This is a genomic window from Meridianimaribacter sp. CL38 (assembly GCF_004328055.1).
Taxonomy (GTDB): Bacteria; Bacteroidota; Bacteroidia; order Flavobacteriales; family Flavobacteriaceae; genus Gaetbulibacter_B; species Gaetbulibacter_B jejuensis.
The window spans coordinates 135,880-157,757 of the sequence record NZ_QKWS01000006.1; the positions used below are offsets into that span (position 1 = coordinate 135,880).

20 protein-coding genes are annotated in these 21,878 nt (G+C 32.6%); 18 read left to right on the plus strand and 2 right to left on the minus strand.

Annotation, left to right across the window (positions count from 1 at the left end; translation table 11 throughout):
• The first annotated feature begins 140 nt into the window (after window positions 1-140).
• From metF to DMZ43_RS13835, 3 genes are read left to right on the plus strand one after another with little or no spacing between them, the layout of a single operon-like run.
• On the plus strand, window positions 141-1,094 hold the full coding sequence (gene metF, locus DMZ43_RS13825) for a methylenetetrahydrofolate reductase [NAD(P)H] (protein ID WP_129761081.1): 954 nt from the start codon (window positions 141-143) through the stop codon (window positions 1,092-1,094).
• A 34-nt stretch (window positions 1,095-1,128) separates the two neighbouring features.
• Entirely contained in the window at window positions 1,129-2,220 is a 1,092-nt protein-coding gene (locus tag DMZ43_RS13830; protein ID WP_131508929.1) for an acyloxyacyl hydrolase, read from the plus strand.
• A 1-nt stretch (window position 2,221) separates the two neighbouring features.
• Window positions 2,222-2,965: a head GIN domain-containing protein gene (locus tag DMZ43_RS13835; RefSeq protein WP_131508930.1), complete on the plus strand. Its 744-nt coding sequence runs from the start codon at window positions 2,222-2,224 to the stop codon at window positions 2,963-2,965.
• A 45-nt stretch (window positions 2,966-3,010) separates the two neighbouring features.
• Here DMZ43_RS13835 and gldA read toward each other — a convergent pair whose 3' ends face one another.
• Window positions 3,011-3,904 (minus strand): gliding motility-associated ABC transporter ATP-binding subunit GldA, encoded by an 894-nt coding sequence (gene gldA, locus DMZ43_RS13840; protein ID WP_131508931.1) that lies wholly within the window; start codon window positions 3,902-3,904, stop codon window positions 3,011-3,013.
• Window positions 3,905-4,186: 282 nt separating this feature from the next.
• Here gldA and DMZ43_RS13845 point away from each other — a divergent pair, with 282 nt between their 5' ends.
• The 15 genes from DMZ43_RS13845 to rlmN all read left to right on the plus strand — a co-directional run bounded on the left by DMZ43_RS13845 (window position 4,187) and on the right by rlmN (window position 20,532).
• Entirely contained in the window at window positions 4,187-5,014 is an 828-nt protein-coding gene (locus tag DMZ43_RS13845) for a prephenate dehydratase (protein WP_131508932.1), read from the plus strand.
• Complete coding sequence (locus tag DMZ43_RS13850; RefSeq protein WP_131508933.1) at window positions 5,011-6,159, plus strand: pyridoxal phosphate-dependent aminotransferase; 1,149 nt, start codon at window positions 5,011-5,013, stop codon at window positions 6,157-6,159. Before DMZ43_RS13845 ends, DMZ43_RS13850 begins: the two co-directional genes overlap by 4 nt.
• Window positions 6,156-7,007: a prephenate dehydrogenase gene (locus DMZ43_RS13855; RefSeq protein ID WP_131508934.1), complete on the plus strand. Its 852-nt coding sequence runs from the start codon at window positions 6,156-6,158 to the stop codon at window positions 7,005-7,007. Before DMZ43_RS13850 ends, DMZ43_RS13855 begins: the two co-directional genes overlap by 4 nt.
• Window positions 7,008-7,020: 13 nt before the next feature.
• Window positions 7,021-8,103: a bifunctional 3-deoxy-7-phosphoheptulonate synthase/chorismate mutase type II gene (locus tag DMZ43_RS13860; protein ID WP_129761074.1), complete on the plus strand. Its 1,083-nt coding sequence runs from the start codon at window positions 7,021-7,023 to the stop codon at window positions 8,101-8,103.
• A gap of 129 nt (window positions 8,104-8,232) precedes the next feature.
• Entirely contained in the window at window positions 8,233-8,865 is a 633-nt protein-coding gene (locus DMZ43_RS13865; RefSeq protein WP_131508935.1) for a T9SS type A sorting domain-containing protein, read from the plus strand.
• A 144-nt stretch (window positions 8,866-9,009) separates the two neighbouring features.
• Window positions 9,010-10,671: a hypothetical protein gene (locus tag DMZ43_RS13870; RefSeq protein WP_131508936.1), complete on the plus strand. Its 1,662-nt coding sequence runs from the start codon at window positions 9,010-9,012 to the stop codon at window positions 10,669-10,671.
• Between the two features lie 80 nt (window positions 10,672-10,751).
• A complete protein-coding gene (gene rsgA / locus DMZ43_RS13875) occupies window positions 10,752-11,702 on the plus strand; it encodes a ribosome small subunit-dependent GTPase A (protein WP_131508937.1) in 951 nt (316 codons plus the stop codon).
• A gap of 3 nt (window positions 11,703-11,705) precedes the next feature.
• Window positions 11,706-12,158 (plus strand): D-aminoacyl-tRNA deacylase, encoded by a 453-nt coding sequence (gene dtd / locus DMZ43_RS13880; protein ID WP_129761072.1) that lies wholly within the window; start codon window positions 11,706-11,708, stop codon window positions 12,156-12,158.
• Complete coding sequence (locus DMZ43_RS13885; protein WP_131508938.1) at window positions 12,158-12,682, plus strand: metal-dependent hydrolase; 525 nt, start codon at window positions 12,158-12,160, stop codon at window positions 12,680-12,682. The genes dtd and DMZ43_RS13885 overlap by 1 nt, the downstream gene beginning before the upstream one ends.
• 50 nt (window positions 12,683-12,732) lie before the next feature.
• Window positions 12,733-14,652 carry a DUF3857 domain-containing protein gene (locus DMZ43_RS13890; protein ID WP_131508939.1) on the plus strand — a complete coding sequence of 640 codons (1,920 nt, stop codon included), beginning with the start codon at window positions 12,733-12,735 and terminating at the stop codon, window positions 14,650-14,652.
• 3 nt (window positions 14,653-14,655) lie between these two features.
• A complete protein-coding gene (locus DMZ43_RS13895) occupies window positions 14,656-16,677 on the plus strand; it encodes a DUF3857 domain-containing protein (protein ID WP_131508940.1) in 2,022 nt (673 codons plus the stop codon).
• A 2-nt stretch (window positions 16,678-16,679) separates the two neighbouring features.
• A complete protein-coding gene (locus DMZ43_RS13900; RefSeq protein WP_129761071.1) occupies window positions 16,680-17,006 on the plus strand; it encodes a nucleotide pyrophosphohydrolase in 327 nt (108 codons plus the stop codon).
• Window positions 17,007-17,057: 51 nt separating this feature from the next.
• Window positions 17,058-18,284 (plus strand): 3-phosphoshikimate 1-carboxyvinyltransferase, encoded by a 1,227-nt coding sequence (locus tag DMZ43_RS13905; RefSeq protein WP_131508941.1) that lies wholly within the window; start codon window positions 17,058-17,060, stop codon window positions 18,282-18,284.
• A 73-nt stretch (window positions 18,285-18,357) separates the two neighbouring features.
• A complete protein-coding gene (gene queA, locus DMZ43_RS13910) occupies window positions 18,358-19,407 on the plus strand; it encodes a tRNA preQ1(34) S-adenosylmethionine ribosyltransferase-isomerase QueA (protein WP_129761069.1) in 1,050 nt (349 codons plus the stop codon).
• An 84-nt stretch (window positions 19,408-19,491) separates the two neighbouring features.
• A complete protein-coding gene (gene rlmN / locus DMZ43_RS13915; RefSeq protein ID WP_131508942.1) occupies window positions 19,492-20,532 on the plus strand; it encodes a 23S rRNA (adenine(2503)-C(2))-methyltransferase RlmN in 1,041 nt (346 codons plus the stop codon).
• Window positions 20,533-20,586: 54 nt separating this feature from the next.
• Here rlmN and DMZ43_RS13920 read toward each other — a convergent pair whose 3' ends face one another.
• Window positions 20,587-21,744 (minus strand): T9SS type A sorting domain-containing protein, encoded by a 1,158-nt coding sequence (locus tag DMZ43_RS13920; RefSeq protein WP_131508943.1) that lies wholly within the window; start codon window positions 21,742-21,744, stop codon window positions 20,587-20,589.
• Window positions 21,745-21,878: the final 134 nt, after the last annotated feature.

A 21,878-nucleotide genomic window follows, 5' to 3' on the forward strand; every position in this document is an offset into this window, starting at 1 on the left:
CAACAAATTTGCTATAAAAATGACAAAATTTAAAGTAGAAATACGATTTGCTTTTCAGTTGATTTTAATCACTGGATTGTCTTTGTTGGTTGCATATTTATCGGCTTAAAATACGATAAGATTGGTGCCAAACATAGACTATGAAGGTAACCGAACATATAAAGCAAGCTAAAGGAAAAACCTTGTTTTCTTTTGAGATCATTCCTCCACAAAAAGGAAGTAACATTAAAGAGTTATACAACAATATTGACCCTTTAATGGAGTTCAAACCACCATTTATTGATGTAACAACGTCTAGGGAGCAACATGTTTATATAGAAAAAGACGGTTTGTTAGATCGAAAAATCACACGTATGCGACCAGGAACCGTTGGTATTTGTGCGTCTTTAAAATACAAATACAACGTTGATACAGTTCCGCATGTGTTATGTGGCGGTTTTAGTAGAGAAGAAACCGAATATTTACTTGTAGATTGCCACTATTTAGGGATTGATAATGTTATGGCATTACGAGGTGATGCTATGAGTCATCAAAAGTATTTTGAACCTTCAAAAGGAGGTCACCAATATGCTAGTGAATTGGTTGAGCAAATTCAAAATTTGAATAAAGGAAAATACTTGCATGATGTTATTGAAGCTAGCGATAAAGCTGACTTTTGCATAGGTGTTGCTGGTTATCCTGAAAAACACATTGAAGCACCTTCGTTACAAAGCGATTTAAAACGCTTAAAACACAAAGTAGATTGTGGAGCAGATTACGTCGTGACACAAATGTTTTTTGATAATAAAAAATATTTTGAATTTGTTGAAGCTGCGAAACAAGCAGGAATTACTGTGCCAATAATTCCAGGGATAAAGCCAATTGCGACTAAAAAGCACTTGCAATTATTACCGCAAGTATTTAAAATAGATTTACCAGAAGACTTAATTGATGCTGTTGAGGATTGTAAAGACAATAAAGCTGTGCGACAAGTAGGTGTAGAATGGGCAATTAAACAATCTAAAGAATTACAAAATGCAGGTGTACCAGTATTACATTATTACTCAATGGGTAAAAGTGATAACATAAAAGCCATTGCGGAGCGGTTGTTCTAAATATTCTGTTATTTTTGCTTCACTAAATTAAACTATGAAGCAGCTTGTTACCTATACTTTTTTGTTTTGTTGTGCTTTTATTTTTGCACAGGAAAAGCAAACAACATCTACTTTTGATGTCAATTATTTTAAAGGTAATATTGCGCTTCATAATGATGATATTCTTCATTTAATCAATGGGCATCCCGAAGGTTTTATTTTAAGTTGGAATAAAAAAACCTTTGGTCATCAAGCTTGGGAGCAACGTTACAACTATCCTGATTATGGTGTGTCATTTGCTTATCAAAATTTAAAAAATGAGGTCTTAGGAAATAATTATTCATTGTACGCGCATTATAACTTTTACTTTTTTAAAAGGAATTTAATGTTGCGAATTGGTCAAGGGTTAGCCTATACAACCAACCCTTATGATAAGGTTGATAATCATAAAAATATAGCGTTTGGTTCTCGTTTGTTGAGTAGTACTTATTTAATGCTCAACTATAAAAAAGAACGCTTGTTTGATAGGTTTGGGTTTCAAACAGGGTTAAGTCTTATTCATTATTCAAACGCTAATGTAAAAGCACCAAATACTAGTGTTAATTCCATAACCTTTAATGTTGGATTGACGTATAATTTAGAAGAAGAAACTCCTGAGTATATCTATAACCTTTCAGAAGAAAAATTCACAGAACCCATAAAGTTTAATTTTGCTTTAAGAAGTGGAATAAACGAAAGTGATGTAGTTGGTAGTGGTCAATATCCTTTTTTAGTTGTTTCTGCTTATGCTGATAAACGTTTAAGCCATAAAAGTGCAGTGCAGTTGGGAGCAGATGTGTTTTTCTCGCAATTCTTGGAAGAATTGATTTACTATAAATCTGTTGCTTTTCCTGAAGATAACGTTAGTGGAGATGAAGACTGGAAACGTGTTGGTGTTTTTGCTGGTCATGAGTTGTTTATTAATAAACTGTCTGTTGTAACACAGTTAGGGTATTATGTTTATTATCCATACGATTTTGAAGGTAGAACCTATTTTAGAGTGGGAATGAAGCGTTATTTTGGAGATAAAATATTTGGAGCACTAACTTTAAAATCTCATGGTGCAAAAGCTGAAGCTGTTGAGTTAGGTGTAGGAATACGATTGTAAGATGAAAAAAATAGTTTACATAGTAAGTTTTATAATGCTTTTTGCTTGTGATAGCGAAGATGCGAGCGACTGTTTTCAAACCACAGGATCCATTGTGCAAGAAGTTGTAGAAGTTACAACTTTTGATAAAATTTTGGTGAATAGAAATGTGCAGTTGATTTTAAAACAAGATGCTGAAACCACTATTATTATTGAAACTGGTGAAAACTTACTGTCTGATGTTGAAGTAAAAGTTGAAAACGCACAACTTATACTTTCTGATAATAACACCTGTAATTTTGTAAGAGACTACGCTGCAACAAAAGTGTATGTTACAGCACCAAATATTACTGAAATAAGAAGTTCAACTCAGTTTGAAATACAGTCTGATGGTGTTTTGAACTATAATAATTTATCGCTGTTGTCAGAAGATTTTAACGCACCAGGAACGTTTACAGTTGGCGATTTTAGAATGGAACTTAATAGCAACCAAGTTAGGGTTACATCTAACAATATCGCGTCTTTTTACCTTTCAGGAGTAACTAACAATTTATTTGTAGGTTTTTATTCTGGAGCAGGTCGTTTTGAAGGCGAACAACTTATAGCTCAAAATGTTGATGTGTATCATCGTGGAAGTAATGATATGATTGTAAATCCACAAGTAGAGTTAACAGGTAAACTTCTTGGTACAGGAAATTTGATTTCAGTAAATCAACCACCAATTGTTGAGGTGGAAACGTTGTATACAGGAGTGCTTATTTTTTGAGTAGTATTAAATTCCTTCCCTTTGGGAAGGTTAGGAAGGGCTTTTTTAACTCGTCAACTCCCTAAACAAACTTTCCAAACTCGCGTTTTTTTGGTTAAGTTGAAGGATTTTCAGCTGATTATCATGTGCAAAGTCAAACACATGAGAGCGCATATCTTCAGTAGTTGAAAACGTAATTTCGTAAATAAAATCAAAAGTGTTTTCTACTTTGGTAACCTTTGGGAGCTTCAACAAAAACGCTTCTTCAACTCTGTAATCAAATTCAACAATAACCGTTTGAACTTTTTCGTCTCTTAGGTCTTTAAGTGTTTTGTCGGCTACAATTTCACCTTTATTGATAATAATAACTCTATCGCACATTGCTTCAACTTCTTGCATAATGTGAGTAGATAGAAAAACTGTTTTTTCTTTACCTAAAGACGTGATAAGGTGACGTATGTCAATTAATTGGTTTGGGTCCAATCCTGTAGTAGGTTCATCTAAAATTAAAACCTCAGGATTATGCAACAATGCATTGGCTAAACCCACACGTTGCCTGTAACCTTTAGAAAGTTGACCTATTGTTTTATGCGCTTCGGGAGTAAGACCTGTAAGCGCTATAACTTCGTCAATTCTAGATTTTTCAACTTTATAAACACCAGCATTAAAACTTAAATACTCTTTTACATACATGTCTAAATACAAAGGGTTGTGCTCAGGCAAGTATCCAACGCGCTTTTGAACTTCTTTAGAAGCTGTGTTTACATCAAAATCACTCACTTTTGCAACACCATCAGAAGCTTCAATATACGTCGTAAGGATTTTCATCATCGTCGATTTTCCCGCTCCATTAGGACCTAAAAAACCAACAATTTCACCTTTATTGACTTTAAAAGACACTGCGTTAAGCGCTTTTTGGTTTCCGTAAGTTTTTGAAATGTGTTCAACCTCTATAGACATAAAAGAAATGTTTATTCAAAAATAGCAATTATATAATTTATGTAATACATTACTGTATAATCTTTAAAAAGTTAAATAATAACTGCAAAAAAGTTTTTTAAGTATTTTGATTTGTGAAAATATTAATTACATTAGCAACTTCATAAACACAATGAAAACAAACAATTATACATATTACAACTGGTTTTATTTCTTTTTTAGCGAAAAGATCGAGACGTTGTATGTATAATTTAAGGTAACTAAATTTAATATGAGTCTCGATGAAAATCGGGATTTTTTTTTATGATAAAGTCAGTAGCAATACAAGGTATTAAAGGGTCATTTCATCATATTGTATCTAAACAATTTTTTGATGATACTGTGGCTATCGATGAGTGCTTGTCGTTTGATATAGCAGTAAATAGCTTGCTTTCAGGAAAAAGCGATACGGTTATTATGGCTATTGAAAACTCTATAGCTGGCTCAATTATACCCAATTATGCATTAATTGATACTCATAATTTACACATTATTGGTGAGCATTATCTTGATGTGCAACACAACCTTATGGCATTACCAAACCAATCGTTAAGTGCTATTAAAGAAGTGTATTCGCATCCTATGGCGTTGTTGCAGTGTAAAGAGTTTTTTAAAGCATATCCTCATATAAAGCTTATTGAAGATAAAGATACAGCTGAGGTTGCGCAACGCATAAAAGAGCAAAATTTAAAAGGCGTTGCAGCTATTGCTAGTGGGTTGGCTGCTGAATTGTTTGAATTGGAAATTTTAGCAGAAAGTATACAAACCATAAAACATAACGAAACACGTTTTGTGATTGTAAAGATGCAAAACTCTGAGATTTCTGAAAGTGATATCAATAAGGCGTCTATCAAATTTGAATTGGACCATAAACGAGGTAGTTTGGCAACTGTGCTTAATGTAATGAGCGATTGTAAATTGAATTTAACCAAAATACAGTCGTTGCCTAAAATAAATTCACCTTGGAAATACGCCTTTTTTGTGGATGTAACTTTTGATGCATACGAAGATTTTAAAAAAGCAAAATCTATTTTACAGATTATGGCACAGGATTTAAAAATATTAGGAGAATATAAAAATGCAAAGTTATGATTTCAGTAGCTGACAGATTGCATACCGTTGAAGAGTACTATTTCTCTAGAAAGCTTAAGGAAGTTAACCTTTTGAAAGAGCATGGTAAGCCTATCATTAATTTAGGAATTGGTAGTCCAGATTTGCAACCACCATCTAGAGTGGTATCAGCTATTGTTGATAGTATGCAAGATGCTACAGCGCATAAATATCAAAGCTATCAAGGTTTGCCAGAGTTAAGGCAAACGATGGCAGATTTTTATAAAAAACACTTTAGTGTGTCGTTAAGCCCTAAAACCGAAATTTTACCATTAATGGGAAGTAAGGAAGGGATTATGCACATTTCAATGGCATTTTTAAATGAAGGCGATGGCGTGTTAATACCAAATCCTGGATATCCTACATATACTTCGGTAACTAAACTTGTAGGAGCTACACCTTTGTTTTATGATTTAAAAGAAAAGAATAATTGGTTGCCAGATTTTGTTGCACTTGAAAAAACGCACGATTTAAGTAAAGTGAAAATCATGTGGATTAATTACCCACACATGCCAACAGGAACTGTTGCGCCTAATAAGTTTTATGAAGATGTTATTGAGTTTGCAAAACGTCATAATATTCTTGTGGTTAATGATAATCCGTACAGCTTTATTTTAAACCAATTTCCAAGAAGCATTCTTAAATATAAAAATGCCAAAGACCATTGTTTGGAGCTTAACTCGTTGAGTAAAACGTTTAATATGGCTGGATGGCGAGTAGGAATGGTTATGGGAAAATCAGAGTATTTAGACAGTATCATAAAGGTGAAAAGCAACATGGATTCTGGTATGTTTTATGGTATCCAAAAAGGCGCTATTGAAGCGTTAAACTGTTCTGATATGTGGTACTTAAGCCTAAATAGTGTGTATGAAAAAAGAAGAACACTAGTTTGGGAACTAGCCGAAGCATTGAACTGTACGTATGATAAAAACGCAACAGGAATGTTTGTTTGGGCAAAATTACCAGAGTTTGTAAAGTCAGAAGAATTTATAGACACAGTTTTAAAAAACGATTCCATTTTTATTGCACCAGGAACCATTTTTGGAAGTAATGGAGAAGGATACATAAGGTTTTCTTTATGTGCAGAAACCGAAGAAATTGAAGAAGCAATTGCAAGAGTAAAATGAAAAAAATAGTTGTAATAGGAGTAGGATTAATAGGAGGTAGTTTCGCGCTAGATATAAAGCGTGTTTACAAAGATGCTGTTATTTATGGTGTTGATGAAAGTGATACGCATCTAGACGAAGCATTAGAACTTCAAGTAATTGATAAAAAAGCAGAATTAAATGAAATCTCAAATGCCGATTTGGTTATCGTTTCAATTCCTGTTGATGCTACAGTAAAGCATATTTCAAAGGTGCTGGATTTAGTGTCAGATACCACATTGGTTATTGATGTAGGTTCTACTAAAGAAGCCATTTGTGAAGTTATAGATACACATAAAAATCGTAGAAATTTTTTGGCTGCACATCCAATTGCTGGTACTGAGTTTTCAGGACCTAAGGCTGCAAAACAGCATTTATTCAATGGTAAAACTATGATTATTTGCGAAGTAGAAAAAACAGCATTTAAGCTACAGGAGAAAGCATTGCAATTGTTTTCTAATGTTGGTATGCGTATTCGTTACATGAATCCAAAAGCGCATGACAAACACATAGCTTATGTGTCGCATTTATCGCATATTAGCTCGTTTATGCTTGGAAAAACAGTCATTGAAAAAGAAAAAAATGAACGCGATATTTTTGATATGGCAGGAAGTGGTTTTGAAAGTACTGTGCGTTTAGCAAAAAGTTCACCAGATATGTGGACACCCATTTTTAAGCAGAATAAAGCTAACGTAGTTGAAACTCTAGAAGAGTATATCAACAACCTGTCAAAATTCAAACAGTTTATGGAGGCTGACGATTTTGAAGCTATTCACAGTGAAATGAAAAATACAAATCATATAAAAGATATTTTAAACGGAATTATATAAAAAAGGAAATGTTATGGAAAACAAGAAAGAATTAAGATCGTGGTTAGATAATTTCGGATTAGACCATCCGTTAGTAATTGCAGGACCATGTAGCGCAGAAACTGAAGAGCAAGTACTAAAAATTGCACACCAACTTAAAGATAGTGATGCAACAGTGCTTAGAGCAGGAATTTGGAAACCAAGAACGCGACCAGGAAACTTTGAAGGTGTTGGAGCTTTGGGTCTTAAATGGTTACAGAAAGCTAAAGAAGAAACAGGAATGTTAACCACAACTGAGGTTGCAAACGCACACCATGTTGATTTAGCATTAAAGCACGATGTTGATATTTTATGGATTGGTGCAAGAACAACTGTTAGTCCTTTTATTGTTCAGGATATTGCTGATGCTTTAAAAGGAACAGACAAAACCGTATTGATAAAAAACCCTGTAAATCCAGATTTGGCTTTATGGTTGGGAGCTGTTGAACGTTTTTACACTGCAGATGTTAAAAACTTGGGTGTAATTCACAGAGGATTTTCAACTTATGAAAAAACAAGATACAGAAACAATCCAGAGTGGCAATTGGCTGTAGATTTACAAAATCGCTTCCCTGATTTGCCATTAATTTTAGATCCTTCGCATATTGCTGGAAGAAGAGATATTATTTTCGATTTATGCCAAACAGCATTAGATCTTAATTACGACGGAATTATGGTTGAAACACATCACGACCCAGATAACGCTTGGAGTGATGCTGCACAACAGATTACACCTGAGACGCTTGTTCAGTATACAAAAGATCTTAAAATAAGAAAGGAATCTGAAGATGCTGCGGAGTTTAATAATAAGCTTAATACCTTGCGTACGCAAATAGATGTGGTAGATCATCAACTTATTGAAATGTTAGGTAAACGTATGAAGGTTGCTGATGAAATTGGAGCGCTTAAAAAATCTAAAAACGTGGCAGTACTTCAGTCTAAACGATGGAACGAAATACTAGGAAAAATGATTTTACAAGGCGAAGAAAAAAATCTTAGTGAAGAATTTATCTTAAGAGTATTTAAAGCCATTCACCAAGAATCGATTAACCATCAGGAAAAAATCATTAACGGATAATTAATAAAAAGCCTCATCAAGAGGCTTTTTTTATGCGTTTTCTCATTCAAAAGTAGTGTTTACTCATTATGGGTTTTAGATAGTTGTAATATCAATTAGGTTTGAATCATTAATCAAACTATCACTATTATGAAACCAACAGTATTCTTTTTATTTTTCAGTCTTTCTTTCTCTTTTTTTGGTCAAAACAGTATTAGCGGAACCGTTTATGATACAGAAGGAGTGTTGCCTTTTGCCAATGTTATAGTAAAGCACACCTCCAAAGGTGTTATTGCTGATGAGAACGGTAAATTTGCAATTGAAGCTAAGCCAACTGATACATTACAGTTTTCCTTTTTAGGCTATACACCTAAAGATGTGTATTTGCAAAACACTAAAGATATTAAAGTAATTTTAGATAGTTATGAATCTCTTGATGAGGTTGTAGTAACTGCATTTGATTCAAGTTGTAAAACAATCCTTACGTGCTGTGGATATTATATCAGCTATGAACACATTTGTGAAGAAGCTAAGGGTAATGAACCAAAAATTTATCCAAACCCTTCAAGTACTGGTGTTTTTAATTTTGTATCTCAAAATGACCATCAAACCGTTGAGATTTTAATTCATGATTTTTCTGGAAGGCAAATACAAAAATTGCAATGGAGTAGCTTTAACAACAAAGGGGAAATCGACTTGTCAGGATATCAATCAGGAATTTACTTGGTAAACATAAAAGCCGATGGAACATGGCTAGAAACCAAAAGGATAATTAAAGGATAAAAAAGACCTTAAAAATTGCGTTTCAGCTAATTGAAATATGTAGCAAAGCACTATTTTTTGTTCAACTTGTTAAGTTCAATAAAAAAACTATTTTTGAAACTCTGAAAGAAAAATCTTTCTACTCAACAACTAGACTTACACATTATGATTAAAAAAAGCATGCTTTTTTTGCTGTTAGCTATCATTAGTTTTTCAGTAAATGCACAAGGCAAATTAGGGCCTATTACTATTACTCATGGAAAAGAAATTGAAGCTGATAAAGAAAAAATAGTTAGGATCGCTGGTGAAACAAATGGTAAAATTTACACTTTAGCTACAAAAGGGAAAAACTTCTATATAAAAGTATTTGACTCAGCTGATATGGCTTTAATTTCTGTAAATGAAATTGAAATGGATGATTTTATTAATAAGGAGCCTGTTTTTGAAGAGATTGCGGTTTTAAATAATAAAGTATATATCATTGGAAGTGTTTACGATAAAAAAAGTAAAGTATATAATTTATTATCAGTTGAAATCTCTGAAGATGGTAAGTTGACAAAAAACAAGAAAAAATTATTTTCAACTCAAGTTACTAAAAATAGAGAAAAAGGAGCGTTTTATTTTAAACATGCACCTTTAGGAGATAAATTATTAATCATGCATGCATCATTGTTCGATAAAGAAGAAATTATGCAATATGAAATTAAGCTAATTGACCAAAACATGCATGTTGTGACGTCTCATTTGGAACAAGTAGAGTTTACCGATAGAAGAGATTTAGAGTTTACAATTTCAGATTTTGATGTGACGTTTGATGAAGATATATTTCTAGTAATTAACGAAAGTTATAGAGATAAAAAGGCAAAAAAGAATATTGAAAAATTTGAAGTTCACGCATACAAAAAGAAAAATGCTTATACTAAAGAAGTAATTAATGTAGACTTTGAAGGCAAAGAAGTTATTAATTGTGAAATGTTAATGACTGCAAATAACACTTTAAATCTTGTAGGGTTTTATTCTAGTGTTAATAAAAGAGGAAGAGCAAATTGGAAATTAAAAGGTGTTTATTCTGGTACAATTGATATGTCTTCAAATACAGTAACTAATTTAAAGTTTAATGTTTTCGATTTTGATACTAAAGTAAAACTTATAGGTGAGCGAAGAGCTAAAAAGGATAAAGACATTCCGCCATTTTATGTTACGCACAGTTTAATTGAAAAGGAAGATGGAGGCTTAATTTTTCTAGCTGAGTACAGGCAATCTATTATAGGAAGTTCTTCAGGGATTGGTATAGGAGGTTTAGGTGTTAATTTTACGCCTATTACATTTATAACAAATGAAATTATTGTAACATCTTTAAATGCTGATGGTTCAGTAGAGTGGGCTAATGTTATTGCAAAAGATCAAAAAGCAAGTTTTACGACTATGTCAGTTGGTGTGTATGGCTTTTCAGGAAATTCTAATTTTACTGTTGGTGTTGGTGTTATGATACCAGTAGCTGTATTAGGTAAAGGTCCTGAATATTTAGGAGCAATTCCTATTTATACTAATGGAGAGCTTATAGTTGTTTTTAATGATAATAAAAAAAATATGGGAATTACCGATATTGAAAAAATAAGAGCCTTAGGAAACTATAATAAAGCAATACCAACAGCCTTTGTCTTTGATAAAGATAATGGAGACATCAATAGAGTTGATCCTGAAGAATTACAAAAGGACCAGTTAATTTTAAGACCTGGAGTTTTTTATTTAAAAAACAATAAAGAATATATCATTTACTCTTCAAGAAAATCTAAAGACAAGTTAGGAAGAATGATAGTTGATTAAAATCACATTACTTAATAAAGACTGTCATTTGGCAGTCTTTCTTTATTAAAATGATACACGAATAGATTATCTTTGTATTAATGACAGGAACAGTTTACAAATCTACAGGTAGTTGGTATACCGTAAAAAACAATTTAGGCGAAGCTTATCAATGTCGTATAAAGGGCAAATTTCGTATAAAAGGGATAAAAAGTACTAACCCAATAGCTGTTGGCGATGTTGTAGATTTTGAACTGGAAACCAATAACGACGAAACTACAGGTATTATCAATAACATTCACGATAGGCAAAATTATATTGTCCGTAAATCGGTTAACCTGTCTAAACAAACACATGTTATAGCGTCAAATGTTGACCAAGTGTTTTTATTAGTAACTATTGATAATCCACCAACATTTACAAGTTTTATAGATCGGTTTTTGGTAACAGCCGAAGCTTATTCAGTAAAAACTATTTTACTCTTCAATAAAATTGATTCTTATAGCGACGACACTCTAGACGAAGTAAAATACTTAGCGCATGTGTACCGAAAAATAGGTTATGAATGTATCGGTATTTCGGCAACTACAGGAAAAAATATTGATAAGGTTAAGTCTTTGATGAAAGATAAAACAAGCATGTTTGCTGGTCATTCAGGTGTTGGTAAATCTACATTAGTTAATGCTATTGAACCTGATTTGGATTTAAAAACCAAAGAAATTTCAACACAACACATGCAAGGGCAACATACTACAACTTTTGCTGAAATGTTCGATTTAAGTTTTGGAGCTAAAATTATCGATACTCCAGGTATTAAAGGGTTTGGAGTTGTGGATATGGATAGGGAAGAAGTTGGCGATTATTTTCCTGAGTTTTTTGAGTTGAAACAAGACTGTAAGTTTAATAATTGTTTACATCTCGAAGAACCTAAATGTGCTGTAAAAGACGCACTCGAAAATGATGAGATTGCCTACTCAAGATACAGAAGTTATTTGCAGATTTTAGAAGGTGAAGACGAACATTACCGAACTGATAACTGGGATAACGAATAGTTTATGAAAGCAGTAATACAAAGAGTATCTAAAGCAAGTGTAACGATTAAAGGAGATAAAGTTGCCAATATAAATCAAGGGCTTTTAATTCTGTTAGGAATTGTTGATGAGGATACCAAAGAAGATATTGATTGGTTATCTAAAAAAATTGCTAACCTTCGCATTTTTGCAGATGAGAATGACGTTATGAATAAGTCTGTCATGGATGTTAAAGGTAATGTAATTGTTGTGAGCCAGTTTACCTTGCATGCAAGTACAAAAAAAGGAAATAGACCAAGCTATATAAAAGCAGCAAAACCTGATGTAGCTGTTCCTTTGTATGAGGAGTTTGTAAAACAAATGGAAACTGATTTAGGAACAACAGTTCAAACAGGTGAATTTGGTGCAGACATGAAAGTAGAACTGCTCAATGATGGTCCTGTTACAATTATTATAGATACTAAGAATAAAGAGTAATGGCTTCAATATTTGGACATGGTATTGCAGCATTTACAATTGCAAAAGTAGCTTCCAATAAAGCTTCAATTGGCTTGGTGGTTTTAGCAATATTGTCTTCAATTCTTCCAGATATAGATGTGTTGGCTTTTAATTTCGGAGTTCCATACGAATCGCCTTTTGGACATAGAGGTTTTACTCATTCCATTTTATTTGCAATTATTTGGGCTTTATGCATTTGCGTGTTGTTTGGTAAGCAAAGGAAAATGCTGTATTTCTTAGTGATACTCTTCAGTACATTGTCTCATGGGATTTTAGATGCATTAACAACAGGTGGAAAAGGTGTTGGTTTTTTTATTCCGTTTGATAATGAGCGTTATTTTTTTCCGTATCAAGTGATAAAAGTATCTCCAATAGGAGTGGAAAGATTTTTTTCAGAATGGGGATTACTAGTCATTTTTAGCGAACTCAAATATGTGTTTTTACCATGTGCTTTAATACTGATTTTTAAATTATTAATAAATAGGTTATTAAAAGAAGATTAATCTTTTGCGCTTTAGTAAATATTTATATTTTTGGTTTTTAACAATTTATTATGCCTACAAAAATTCTTCTTGCCATTGCCTTCTTCTCTATTTCATTTTTTTCAAATGCGCAGGACGAAAGCTTATTGGTTGTAGCAACTATTCCATCTGAACTTACAACTGAAGCAAATGCGGTTGTTAGATATAATCATAAAAAGATTGAGATTTCTTCTTTGAAAAGTTTAAGTGTAGCTCATAAAAGAATAGTTACAATTTTAAATAAAGCTGGTAACCGTAATGTTGAAGCTTATGTGAGTTATGATAAAGGAATAGATATTAAAAAAATTGAAGCTAAAGTTTATGACCAATTTGGAAATCAAATAAAAAAGTTTAAAAAATCTGATTTTGAAGATGTTTCTGCCGCAAACGATTTTTCACTTTATGAAGATAGTAGAGTTAAATATTTAAACTACACACCAACTGAATATCCATATACCATAGAGTTTTATTATGAGACTAACACAAATAATACTGCATTTATACCTAGTTGGTATCCATTAGAAGGGTATTATGTAAGTACGCAAAAAAGTGTATACGAAATTGCTTATGAAACAGGGATTGATATTAAACAAAAAGAGTATAATTTTAAGGGTTATGAAATAATAAACAATAGCCAAGACAATAATTTACTTTACGAAGTAGATAACATAAAAGCGATTAAATCAGAGATTTATAGTCCTGATTTTAAAAACATTAGTCCTCATTTAGGGGTTGCTTTAAATAAGTTTCACTATGAAGGTTTTTATGGAGAGTCTAATGATTGGACAAGCTTAGGGAAATGGATGTATGATGAATTGTTAGTAGGTAGAACTGAACTTCCTGAAACAACAAAATCTGAAATAAAAGCATTGGTTATGGGAATAGATGACCCTATTGAAAAAGCCAAAGTAGTATACAACTATGTTCAGCAAAGAACAAGATATATAAGCGTGCAAGAAGGTATTGGAGGCATACAGCCCATTGAAGCCTCAAAAGTAGATGAGGTTAAGTATGGTGACTGTAAAGGGCTAACCAATTACACCAAAGCTCTTATGGATGTAGTGGGTGTAAAAACAAATTATTCAAGAGTATATGCTTCTAGAAGTACTGTTGATATTGATAAGGAGTTTGTGACTTTTTTGGGTCAAACAAATCATGTAATATTAAATCTTCCAACACCAAATGGAGACATTTGGTTAGAATGTACAAGTCAAACCTCTCCATTTGGTTATAATGCAAATTTTACTGATGATAGAGATGTATTTGTCATTACACCAGAGGGAGGAAAAATAGTTCATACTCAGGTTTATGATGCAGAAAAAAATCTTTTAGAAACAAACTCTACCATCAATTTAAGCCCTAATGGATCTATTGATGCCAAAATTACTTCTAAAGCATTTGGTGCTAGATACGATTATCTGGCTCATACTCGTGGACTTTTAGAAAAAGATCAAAAGCTTTTTTATAAAGAAAAATGGGGATATTTAGGCGATTTGACCATAGACTCAATGAGCTATAATGATGACAGAGATAGCATTGTTTTTACTGAAACTATTCAAATGAAAGCTGAGCGTTATGCTACTAAGGTAGGGAATAGGCTCTTATTGCAACCAAATTTTTTTAATAGAGAACAATCAATTCCAAAGCGTTATTCTAAAAGAAAGCTTCCTTTTGAAATCGAAAGAGGCTACATTAACAGGGACTCATACATAATTACTATCCCAAATGGTTTTATGGCTGATGCATTAATTGATTCGGTATCTATTGAAACTAAATTTGGAAGTTATAGAATGTCAATTTCAAAACATTCAGATAGTGAGCTGTTCTACAAAAGAGAACTTAAGCTAAATAAAGGGATTTATTCACAAAGTGAGTATAATGATTATAGAGATTTTTGGATAGAAGTAACTAAAAATGATAAAGCAAAAATAGTATTAAAACCTAATTTATAAAAAATGAAAAAAACAGTTATTATTTTCTTGTTGTTTATAGGACAATTAACGTATTGTCAAAACTATAAGTTTGGGAAAGTTAGTGAAGAAGAACTTTTAGAAACTCAACACCCAGAATATCCTGAAGCAACTGCAGCTATTCTCTATAAGAAACAAAAGATAATGTTTGACTACATACAAGGTAAGGGATTTATTCAAAGCACAGAAATACAAGAGCGAATAAAGATTTATAATAAAGAAGGTTTTGATTATGCTACAAAAATGATAAGTCTTTATGATGGAGCAAGTAGTGCTTCCTCTGAAAAGTTAATAGGACTAAAAGCTTACACATACAATATTGAAGGAGGTAAAATCATAAAAGATAAACTAAAGAATAGTGATGTTTTTGATGAAGACACCAATAAGTATCGTAAAACAACCAAGTTTACAATGCCAAACCTTAAAGAAGGCTGTGTTATAGAGTTAGAATACACTATAGAATCACAATTGTTTTCTATAGATGATATTGCATTTCAACAAATGATACCAACCAAAAATTTTGAACTGTCACTAAACACACCTGAGTATTTAATTTATAAGACATTTTTAAACCCAAGAGCAACTTATATTCCGCAATTAACTGAAACAAAAAAGCGTAGAAGTGTTACTATAACAAGTAGAGAAAGATCTCAATCAAGAGGTGGTGGATTAGCTAACTATAGTTCTTCAAAAATTGATTTTAACGATAATGTGGTTGAAGCAAATCTTTCTAATATTCCTCCATTAAAAGATGAGAATTATGTGGACAATTTGGCAAATTACCAATCAAGATTATTGGTTGAGTTAGAGCGTATAGAGCTTCCAAATCAGCCTATAGAATACCTTTCTACAACATGGGAAAAGGTAACAAATACAATCTATGACGATTCAGACTTTGGAGATCAATTAAGTAAAAATAATTACTTTAAAAAAGATTTAGAGACATTAATGTCTAGTAAGCCTACGGATGATAAAATAGAAAAGGTATCCATGATTTTAGATTTTGTTAAGTCAAAAGTAAAATGGAATGAATATTATGGTTATACTGCTGAGCAAGGTGTATCAAAAGCCTATAAAGATGGAGTTGGTAATAGTGCTGACATAAATTTAATGCTAACCTCAATGCTAAGATATGCAGGTATGGATGCTAATCCGGTTTTAGTAAGTACAAAAAATAATGGAATTCCATTAGTCCCAACAAGATCAGGATTTAATTATGTTATATCTGCTGTTAATGTTGATGGCAAAATAATTTTAATAGACGCTACAAGAAAACATGGTACCATTGATATTTTACCTACAAATACTCTTAACTGGTTAGGTAGATTAATAAAAGAGGATGGGAGTTCTGATTGGATTAACCTAATACCAGAAGTAAGCTCAAGCGAAATGGTTTCTTTAAACGCCAAATTAGAAACAGACCTTTCAATAAATGGAAAAATAAGACATCAATATACGAACTATCAAGCCAACAGGTTAAGAAATAAATATGATGGATATGGTGATGAGAAAGTTATAGAAACATTAGAGAAAGATAAAGGGCTTATTGAAATTTCAGATTTAAATCTTAGCCAAATAAACGAAGTAGATAAGCCAGTTTTATTATCATATGACTTTAATATTGATGAAGCTATAGAGGATGTTGGAGGAGATTTGTATTTAAAGCCAATGCTATTCTTAGCTTCTAAAGAAAACCCATTTAAGCAAGACACAAGAATATATCCTATAGATTTTGTGTATCCAATTTCAGATAAATATATGGTGAATATGATGATTCCTGAAGGTTATGAATTAGATGTATTGCCAGAAAGTGTTAAGTATCAGTTTAATGGTTTAGACGGAGTATTTACTTACATGGCTAATAAAAATGGAAGTTATATTCAGTTTGTTATAACGTTTGAACTTAATAAAACCTTAATTTTGCCAACCGAATATAAGCAGTTTAAAGAGTTTTATCAATTAATGATTGAAAAGCAAAATGAACAAATAGTGCTTAAAAAAATATAACAATGAATATTGAAAACGCTCAAAAAATAGTTGACGATTGGATAAAAGAACATGGAGTGCGTTACTTTAACGAACTTACTAATATGGCACAACTTACTGAGGAAGTAGGTGAAGTAGCTCGTATTATTGCACGTCGTTACGGAGAACAAAGCGAAAAAGAAAGCGATAAGGATAAAGATTTAGGTGAAGAATTGGCTGATGTGGTTTTTGTTGTATTATGTTTAGCAAATCAAACAGGAATAGATTTGCAGGCAGCTTTTGATAAAAAAATGGATAAAAAAACCAAGCGAGACCACGACAGACATCACAATAATCAAAAGTTAAAATAAAAATTTATAATTGACACATCGAGAAAACTCGATGTGTTTTATCAGTTCAAAATGAACATCAAATTACTCAAATCACAAATAAAAACCGTTTCTAGTATCACAATAACAGGTTCTAAGAGTGAATCTAATAGATTGTTGCTATTACAAGCGTTATATCCTGAAATAAAAATTGAAAACCTATCCAATTCAGATGATAGTGTAGTAATGTCTAAAGCGCTGAGTTCAAATTCGAATACAGTAGTAGATATACATCATGCTGGTACAGCAATGCGTTTTCTTACAGCTTTTTTTGCCACTCAAGAAGGTAAAGAAGTGACTTTGACAGGGTCACAACGCATGAAAGAACGACCAATACAAATTCTTGTAGAAGCGTTGAATCAGTTAGGAGCTGATGTTTCTTATTTGGAGAATTCTGGTTGTCCTCCACTACTTATAAAAGGTAAAGCGCTTACTCAAAATAAAATTAGCTTAAAAGCCAATGTAAGTAGTCAATATATTTCTGCACTATTGTTAATTGCACCTAAGCTTGAGCAAGGCTTAGAGTTGACTTTAAATGGCGAAATCACTTCAATTCCTTATATAAACATGACCTTGAATTTGTTAAATCAAATTGGAGTTGAAACATCTTTCAAAAATAATGTCATTACAGTAAATCCGTTAGACTCGGTTTCAGGGGATAGAACAATAGTTGTGGAGTCCGATTGGTCTTCGGCATCGTATTTTTATAGTATTGTTGCGTTAAGTCCTGTTGGAACTCAAGTTGAATTATCTTCATATAAACAAGATTCTTTACAAGGCGATTCAGTTTTAGCTGAATTATACCAAGCATTTGGTGTTAAAACCGTTTTTAAAGAGCTTTCAATAGTTTTAGAGAAAACATCTCAGCATCAGCCTGAAATTGCTTTTGATCTTGTGAAATCACCTGATATTGCACAAACCATTGCTGTAACAGCATTAGGTTTAGGTGTAAAATGCGATTTAGAAGGATTACATACCTTAAAAATAAAGGAAACAGATAGATTAGTTGCGCTTAAAAATGAAATAGAAAAACTAGGAGGAGATATAGAAGTAACCAACGAAACGCTTCACCTAAAACCGTTTGATGGCAATTTTAAACTAGCAACTATACAAACATATAACGACCACAGAATGGCAATGGCATTTGCTCCATTAGCGTTAAGAACTGAGCTAAAAATTGAAGATGCTATGGTAGTTTCAAAGTCCTATCCAACATTTTGGGACGATTTAAAATCTATAGGTTTTCAAATAAACCAATAATAATCTTTGAATTACTTGACAAACCCTATGTTGAGATTGTATATTTGCCACTTGCAAAAAATAAAATATTGAAATGAAATTATCGCACTTTAACTTTAAACTCCCTGAAGAATTACTAGCCGACAGACCATCTGACATTAGAGATGAGGCAAGATTAATGGTACTTAATAGAAAAGAACAAACAATTGAACACAAACTATTTAAGGACGTTATCGATTATTTTGATGAAGGAGATGTGATGATCTTAAACAATACAAAAGTGTTTCCAGCACGTTTGTATGGTAATAAAGAAAAAACAGGAGCAAGAATTGAAGTGTTTTTGTTAAGAGAGCTAAACGAAGAACAACGCCTTTGGGATGTTCTTGTTGATCCTGCTCGTAAAATAAGAATTGGAAACAAATTATACTTTGGTGATGACGACACTCTAGTAGCTGAAGTTATTGATAATACAACATCTAGAGGTAGAACATTACGTTTTCTTTACGACGGTTCTTACAAAGAATTCAGAAATAAATTAACTGAGCTTGGTGAAACTCCATTACCAAAATACATTAAAAGAGATGTAGAGCCAGAAGACGAAGAGCGTTACCAAACTATTTTCGCTAAAAACGAAGGTGCTGTAGCAGCTCCAACTGCTGGTCTTCACTTTTCAAAACACTTACTTAAGCGTTTAGAAATTAAAGGTGTTGAGTTACCAGAAATTACACTTCATGTTGGTTTAGGAACATTCAACCCTGTTGAGGTAGAAGACCTTTCTAAACATAAAATGGATAGCGAGGAAATTTTTATAGGTCCTGATGCTGTGGAGACTATCAACAAAGGGATTTCAACCAAAAAACGTGTATGTGCTGTAGGTACAACATCTATGCGAGCTATTGAAAGTTCAGTATCGTCTAGTGGTACGCTTAATGAGTTTTCAGGATGGACAAACAAATTTATTTTCCCTCCTTACGATTTTAGTATTGCTAACTGTATGATTACTAATTTTCATACACCAAAATCAACATTATTAATGATGGTTTCTGCTTTTGCAGGTCATGATTTCATGAAAAAAGCTTACGAAGAAGCTGTTAAAGAAAAATACCGTTTCTACACTTATGGAGACGCCATGTTAATTCTTTAATATATTATATAAATCGATAATAATTAAAGCCTTACTAAATGTAAGGCTTTTTTATATGTAGCTTTTATTACTTTTGCAGTATCTATGGAGATTAAAAAGAAAGATATACGTGCGCTTACCAAAGAACAGCTTAGAGACTTTTTTGTAAAAGAAGGCGATAAAGCATTTCGAGGAAACCAGGTGTATGAGTGGCTTTGGAACAAAGGAGCTCATACATTTGAAGATATGACCAATATTTCCAAAGACACTAGAAATATGTTGGAGGATAACTTTGTTATCAATCATATTCAGGTGGATCAAATGCAACGTAGTAGTGATGGTACAGTTAAAAATGCTGTGCGTTTACACGACGGTTTGGTTGTGGAGTCGGTTCTTATTCCTACTAAAACAAGAACTACTGCATGTGTGTCTTCGCAAGTAGGTTGTAGTTTAGACTGTAGATTTTGTGCTACGGCTAGATTAAAGCGTATGCGAAACTTAAATCCTGATGAGATTTTTGATCAGGTCGTTGCTATTGATAATGAAAGCAGATTGTATTTTGATAGACCTTTGAGTAATATTGTATTTATGGGAATGGGAGAACCTCTCATGAATTATAATAACGTACTAAAAGCAATTGATAAAATTACCTCTCCAGAAGGTTTAGGGATGTCTCCAAAGCGAATTACAGTTTCTACTTCAGGAGTTCCTAAGATGATTAAAAAAATGGCAGATGAAGAGGTGAAGTTTAAGCTAGCCGTTTCACTTCATTCAGCAATTGATGAGGTTCGTACTTCTATTATGCCGTTTAATGCAACATTTCCATTAAAAGATTTACGTGAAGCATTAGAGTATTGGTATGCTAAAACCAAAAACAGAATCACTTATGAGTATGTGGTTTGGAATGGTATTAATGACACTAAAAAAGATGTAGATGCACTTATTGAGTTTTGCAAATTTGCGCCAAGTAAAGTCAATTTAATTGAATACAACCCAATTGACGATGGTGAGTTTCAGCAAGCAGATAATAAAGCATTGCAAATGTATATTGATATGCTCGAAGCCAATAATATTACTGTTACAGTAAGGAGATCTAGAGGTAAGGATATTGATGCAGCATGTGGGCAATTAGCAAATAAAACATAAAAAAAAGAGCGACTTAATAGTCGCTCTTTTGATTTTTCATAAGGTTTTAAAACATTACTGCTTTAAGATTTTAATAGTTTTGGTGTTTCCGTTTATAGTAACTTTAGTTAAATAAATTCCGTCTTTTAAATCAGACATATTAATTGTTTCTCTATTTAAACTTAAGTTATTGTTAATTACCTGTTGACCAAGAATATTAAAAATTTCAACATGTTCTAGTGGAGTGCTAGAAGATTCTAAAGTTAAAACGTCTGTGTCTTTGTTGTAGAAATGTGAGAAAGTATCGTTTGTAACTTCATCAATAGAAGCGGTAGGGTCAGTTTCGGTTGTGAAACTCCAAATTTCAGAAGCGGTTTCGCCACCAATATTTACAGCAATAATTTGCCAGTAATAAGTTGTGTCGAAAGAAATATTGTATATGAAATCTCCATTAGGGAAATTGTTAAATTCTTGTACAGGAGGGTTTTCTGTACCAAGAACTAGTCTGTAGCTAGTTGCTGGATCTCCAGTAGTAGGCTCTGTCCAAGAGAAATATATTTTGTTGGGATAATCAATGTCATCTTGTACAAGAGGAACATCAGTTGCTTCATCTGCAGGACTTGGTTCGATAACAGCATCAGGAGCTGAAACAGTTGGTTGTTGTACAACAACATTATCAAAACCCCACCACCAAGAGTAGTCTCCTACCCATCTAAACCTTACTTGGGCATTAGATACGCCAGCTAATTCTGTACTAACATCAATAATTTCACTTCCATAAAGGTATCCATCTGTTGCGGCGGCAGCATCATCATATGTTGCAACTGTTATCCAGCTAGATCCATTGTAAACTTCAACATAACCATAACCACTATATCCAGATAGGTAAAAGTGATTGTAGCTTAATTTGATAGTTGTTAATGTCGAACAGTCAAATGTAGGGCTTTCTAATGCTGCTTCTTCTGGGCCACCACCATAAGCATCGCTATTAAAAATGGCATAAGAGCCAGAAAAGCCAGCAGGATCATAGAGGTAGCTGTTTGGAGTTGTAAAACCAGCAGGAGTTTGACCTGTGTTTTCAAAGGTCCATACGTTTCCTCCTCCGTTTATATCATTATTAACCCAACCAGTAGGTACTGTAAGTCCGCCCTCAAAATCTTCAGATATTAATACCTGTCCAAAAATTATAGAGGAAGTGAAAAATAAAGTAAGTAATAAAGTAATTTTTTTCATAAGCTAGTATTTATATGATTAATAGAATTTTTAAAGCTACCAAATAATGAATAGTTATCCTACTCTTTTATGTTAAGAAAAACTAAAAAACACCTAAAATAGCATATCACAAGCTTTTTTAGTACGTTTGTTGT

Coding starts and splice junctions, on each gene's coding strand:
- DMZ43_RS13870 (WP_131508936.1), top strand. CDS start 9,010: ATGATTAAAAAAAGCATGCTTTTTTTGCTGTTAGCTATCATTAGTTTT.
- dtd (WP_129761072.1), top strand. CDS start 11,706: ATGAAAGCAGTAATACAAAGAGTATCTAAAGCAAGTGTAACGATTAAA.
- rsgA (WP_131508937.1), top strand. CDS start 10,752: ATGACAGGAACAGTTTACAAATCTACAGGTAGTTGGTATACCGTAAAA.
- DMZ43_RS13860 (WP_129761074.1), top strand. CDS start 7,021: ATGGAAAACAAGAAAGAATTAAGATCGTGGTTAGATAATTTCGGATTA.
- DMZ43_RS13835 (WP_131508930.1), top strand. CDS start 2,222: ATGAAAAAAATAGTTTACATAGTAAGTTTTATAATGCTTTTTGCTTGT.
- metF (WP_129761081.1), top strand. CDS start 141: ATGAAGGTAACCGAACATATAAAGCAAGCTAAAGGAAAAACCTTGTTT.
- DMZ43_RS13885 (WP_131508938.1), top strand. CDS start 12,158: ATGGCTTCAATATTTGGACATGGTATTGCAGCATTTACAATTGCAAAA.
- rlmN (WP_131508942.1), top strand. CDS start 19,492: ATGGAGATTAAAAAGAAAGATATACGTGCGCTTACCAAAGAACAGCTT.
- DMZ43_RS13905 (WP_131508941.1), top strand. CDS start 17,058: ATGAACATCAAATTACTCAAATCACAAATAAAAACCGTTTCTAGTATC.
- DMZ43_RS13895 (WP_131508940.1), top strand. CDS start 14,656: ATGAAAAAAACAGTTATTATTTTCTTGTTGTTTATAGGACAATTAACG.
- DMZ43_RS13920 (WP_131508943.1), bottom strand. CDS start 21,744: ATGAAAAAAATTACTTTATTACTTACTTTATTTTTCACTTCCTCTATA.
- DMZ43_RS13890 (WP_131508939.1), top strand. CDS start 12,733: ATGCCTACAAAAATTCTTCTTGCCATTGCCTTCTTCTCTATTTCATTT.
- DMZ43_RS13865 (WP_131508935.1), top strand. CDS start 8,233: ATGAAACCAACAGTATTCTTTTTATTTTTCAGTCTTTCTTTCTCTTTT.
- DMZ43_RS13830 (WP_131508929.1), top strand. CDS start 1,129: ATGAAGCAGCTTGTTACCTATACTTTTTTGTTTTGTTGTGCTTTTATT.
- DMZ43_RS13850 (WP_131508933.1), top strand. CDS start 5,011: ATGATTTCAGTAGCTGACAGATTGCATACCGTTGAAGAGTACTATTTC.
- queA (WP_129761069.1), top strand. CDS start 18,358: ATGAAATTATCGCACTTTAACTTTAAACTCCCTGAAGAATTACTAGCC.
- DMZ43_RS13845 (WP_131508932.1), top strand. CDS start 4,187: ATGATAAAGTCAGTAGCAATACAAGGTATTAAAGGGTCATTTCATCAT.
- gldA (WP_131508931.1), bottom strand. CDS start 3,904: ATGTCTATAGAGGTTGAACACATTTCAAAAACTTACGGAAACCAAAAA.
- DMZ43_RS13855 (WP_131508934.1), top strand. CDS start 6,156: ATGAAAAAAATAGTTGTAATAGGAGTAGGATTAATAGGAGGTAGTTTC.
- DMZ43_RS13900 (WP_129761071.1), top strand. CDS start 16,680: ATGAATATTGAAAACGCTCAAAAAATAGTTGACGATTGGATAAAAGAA.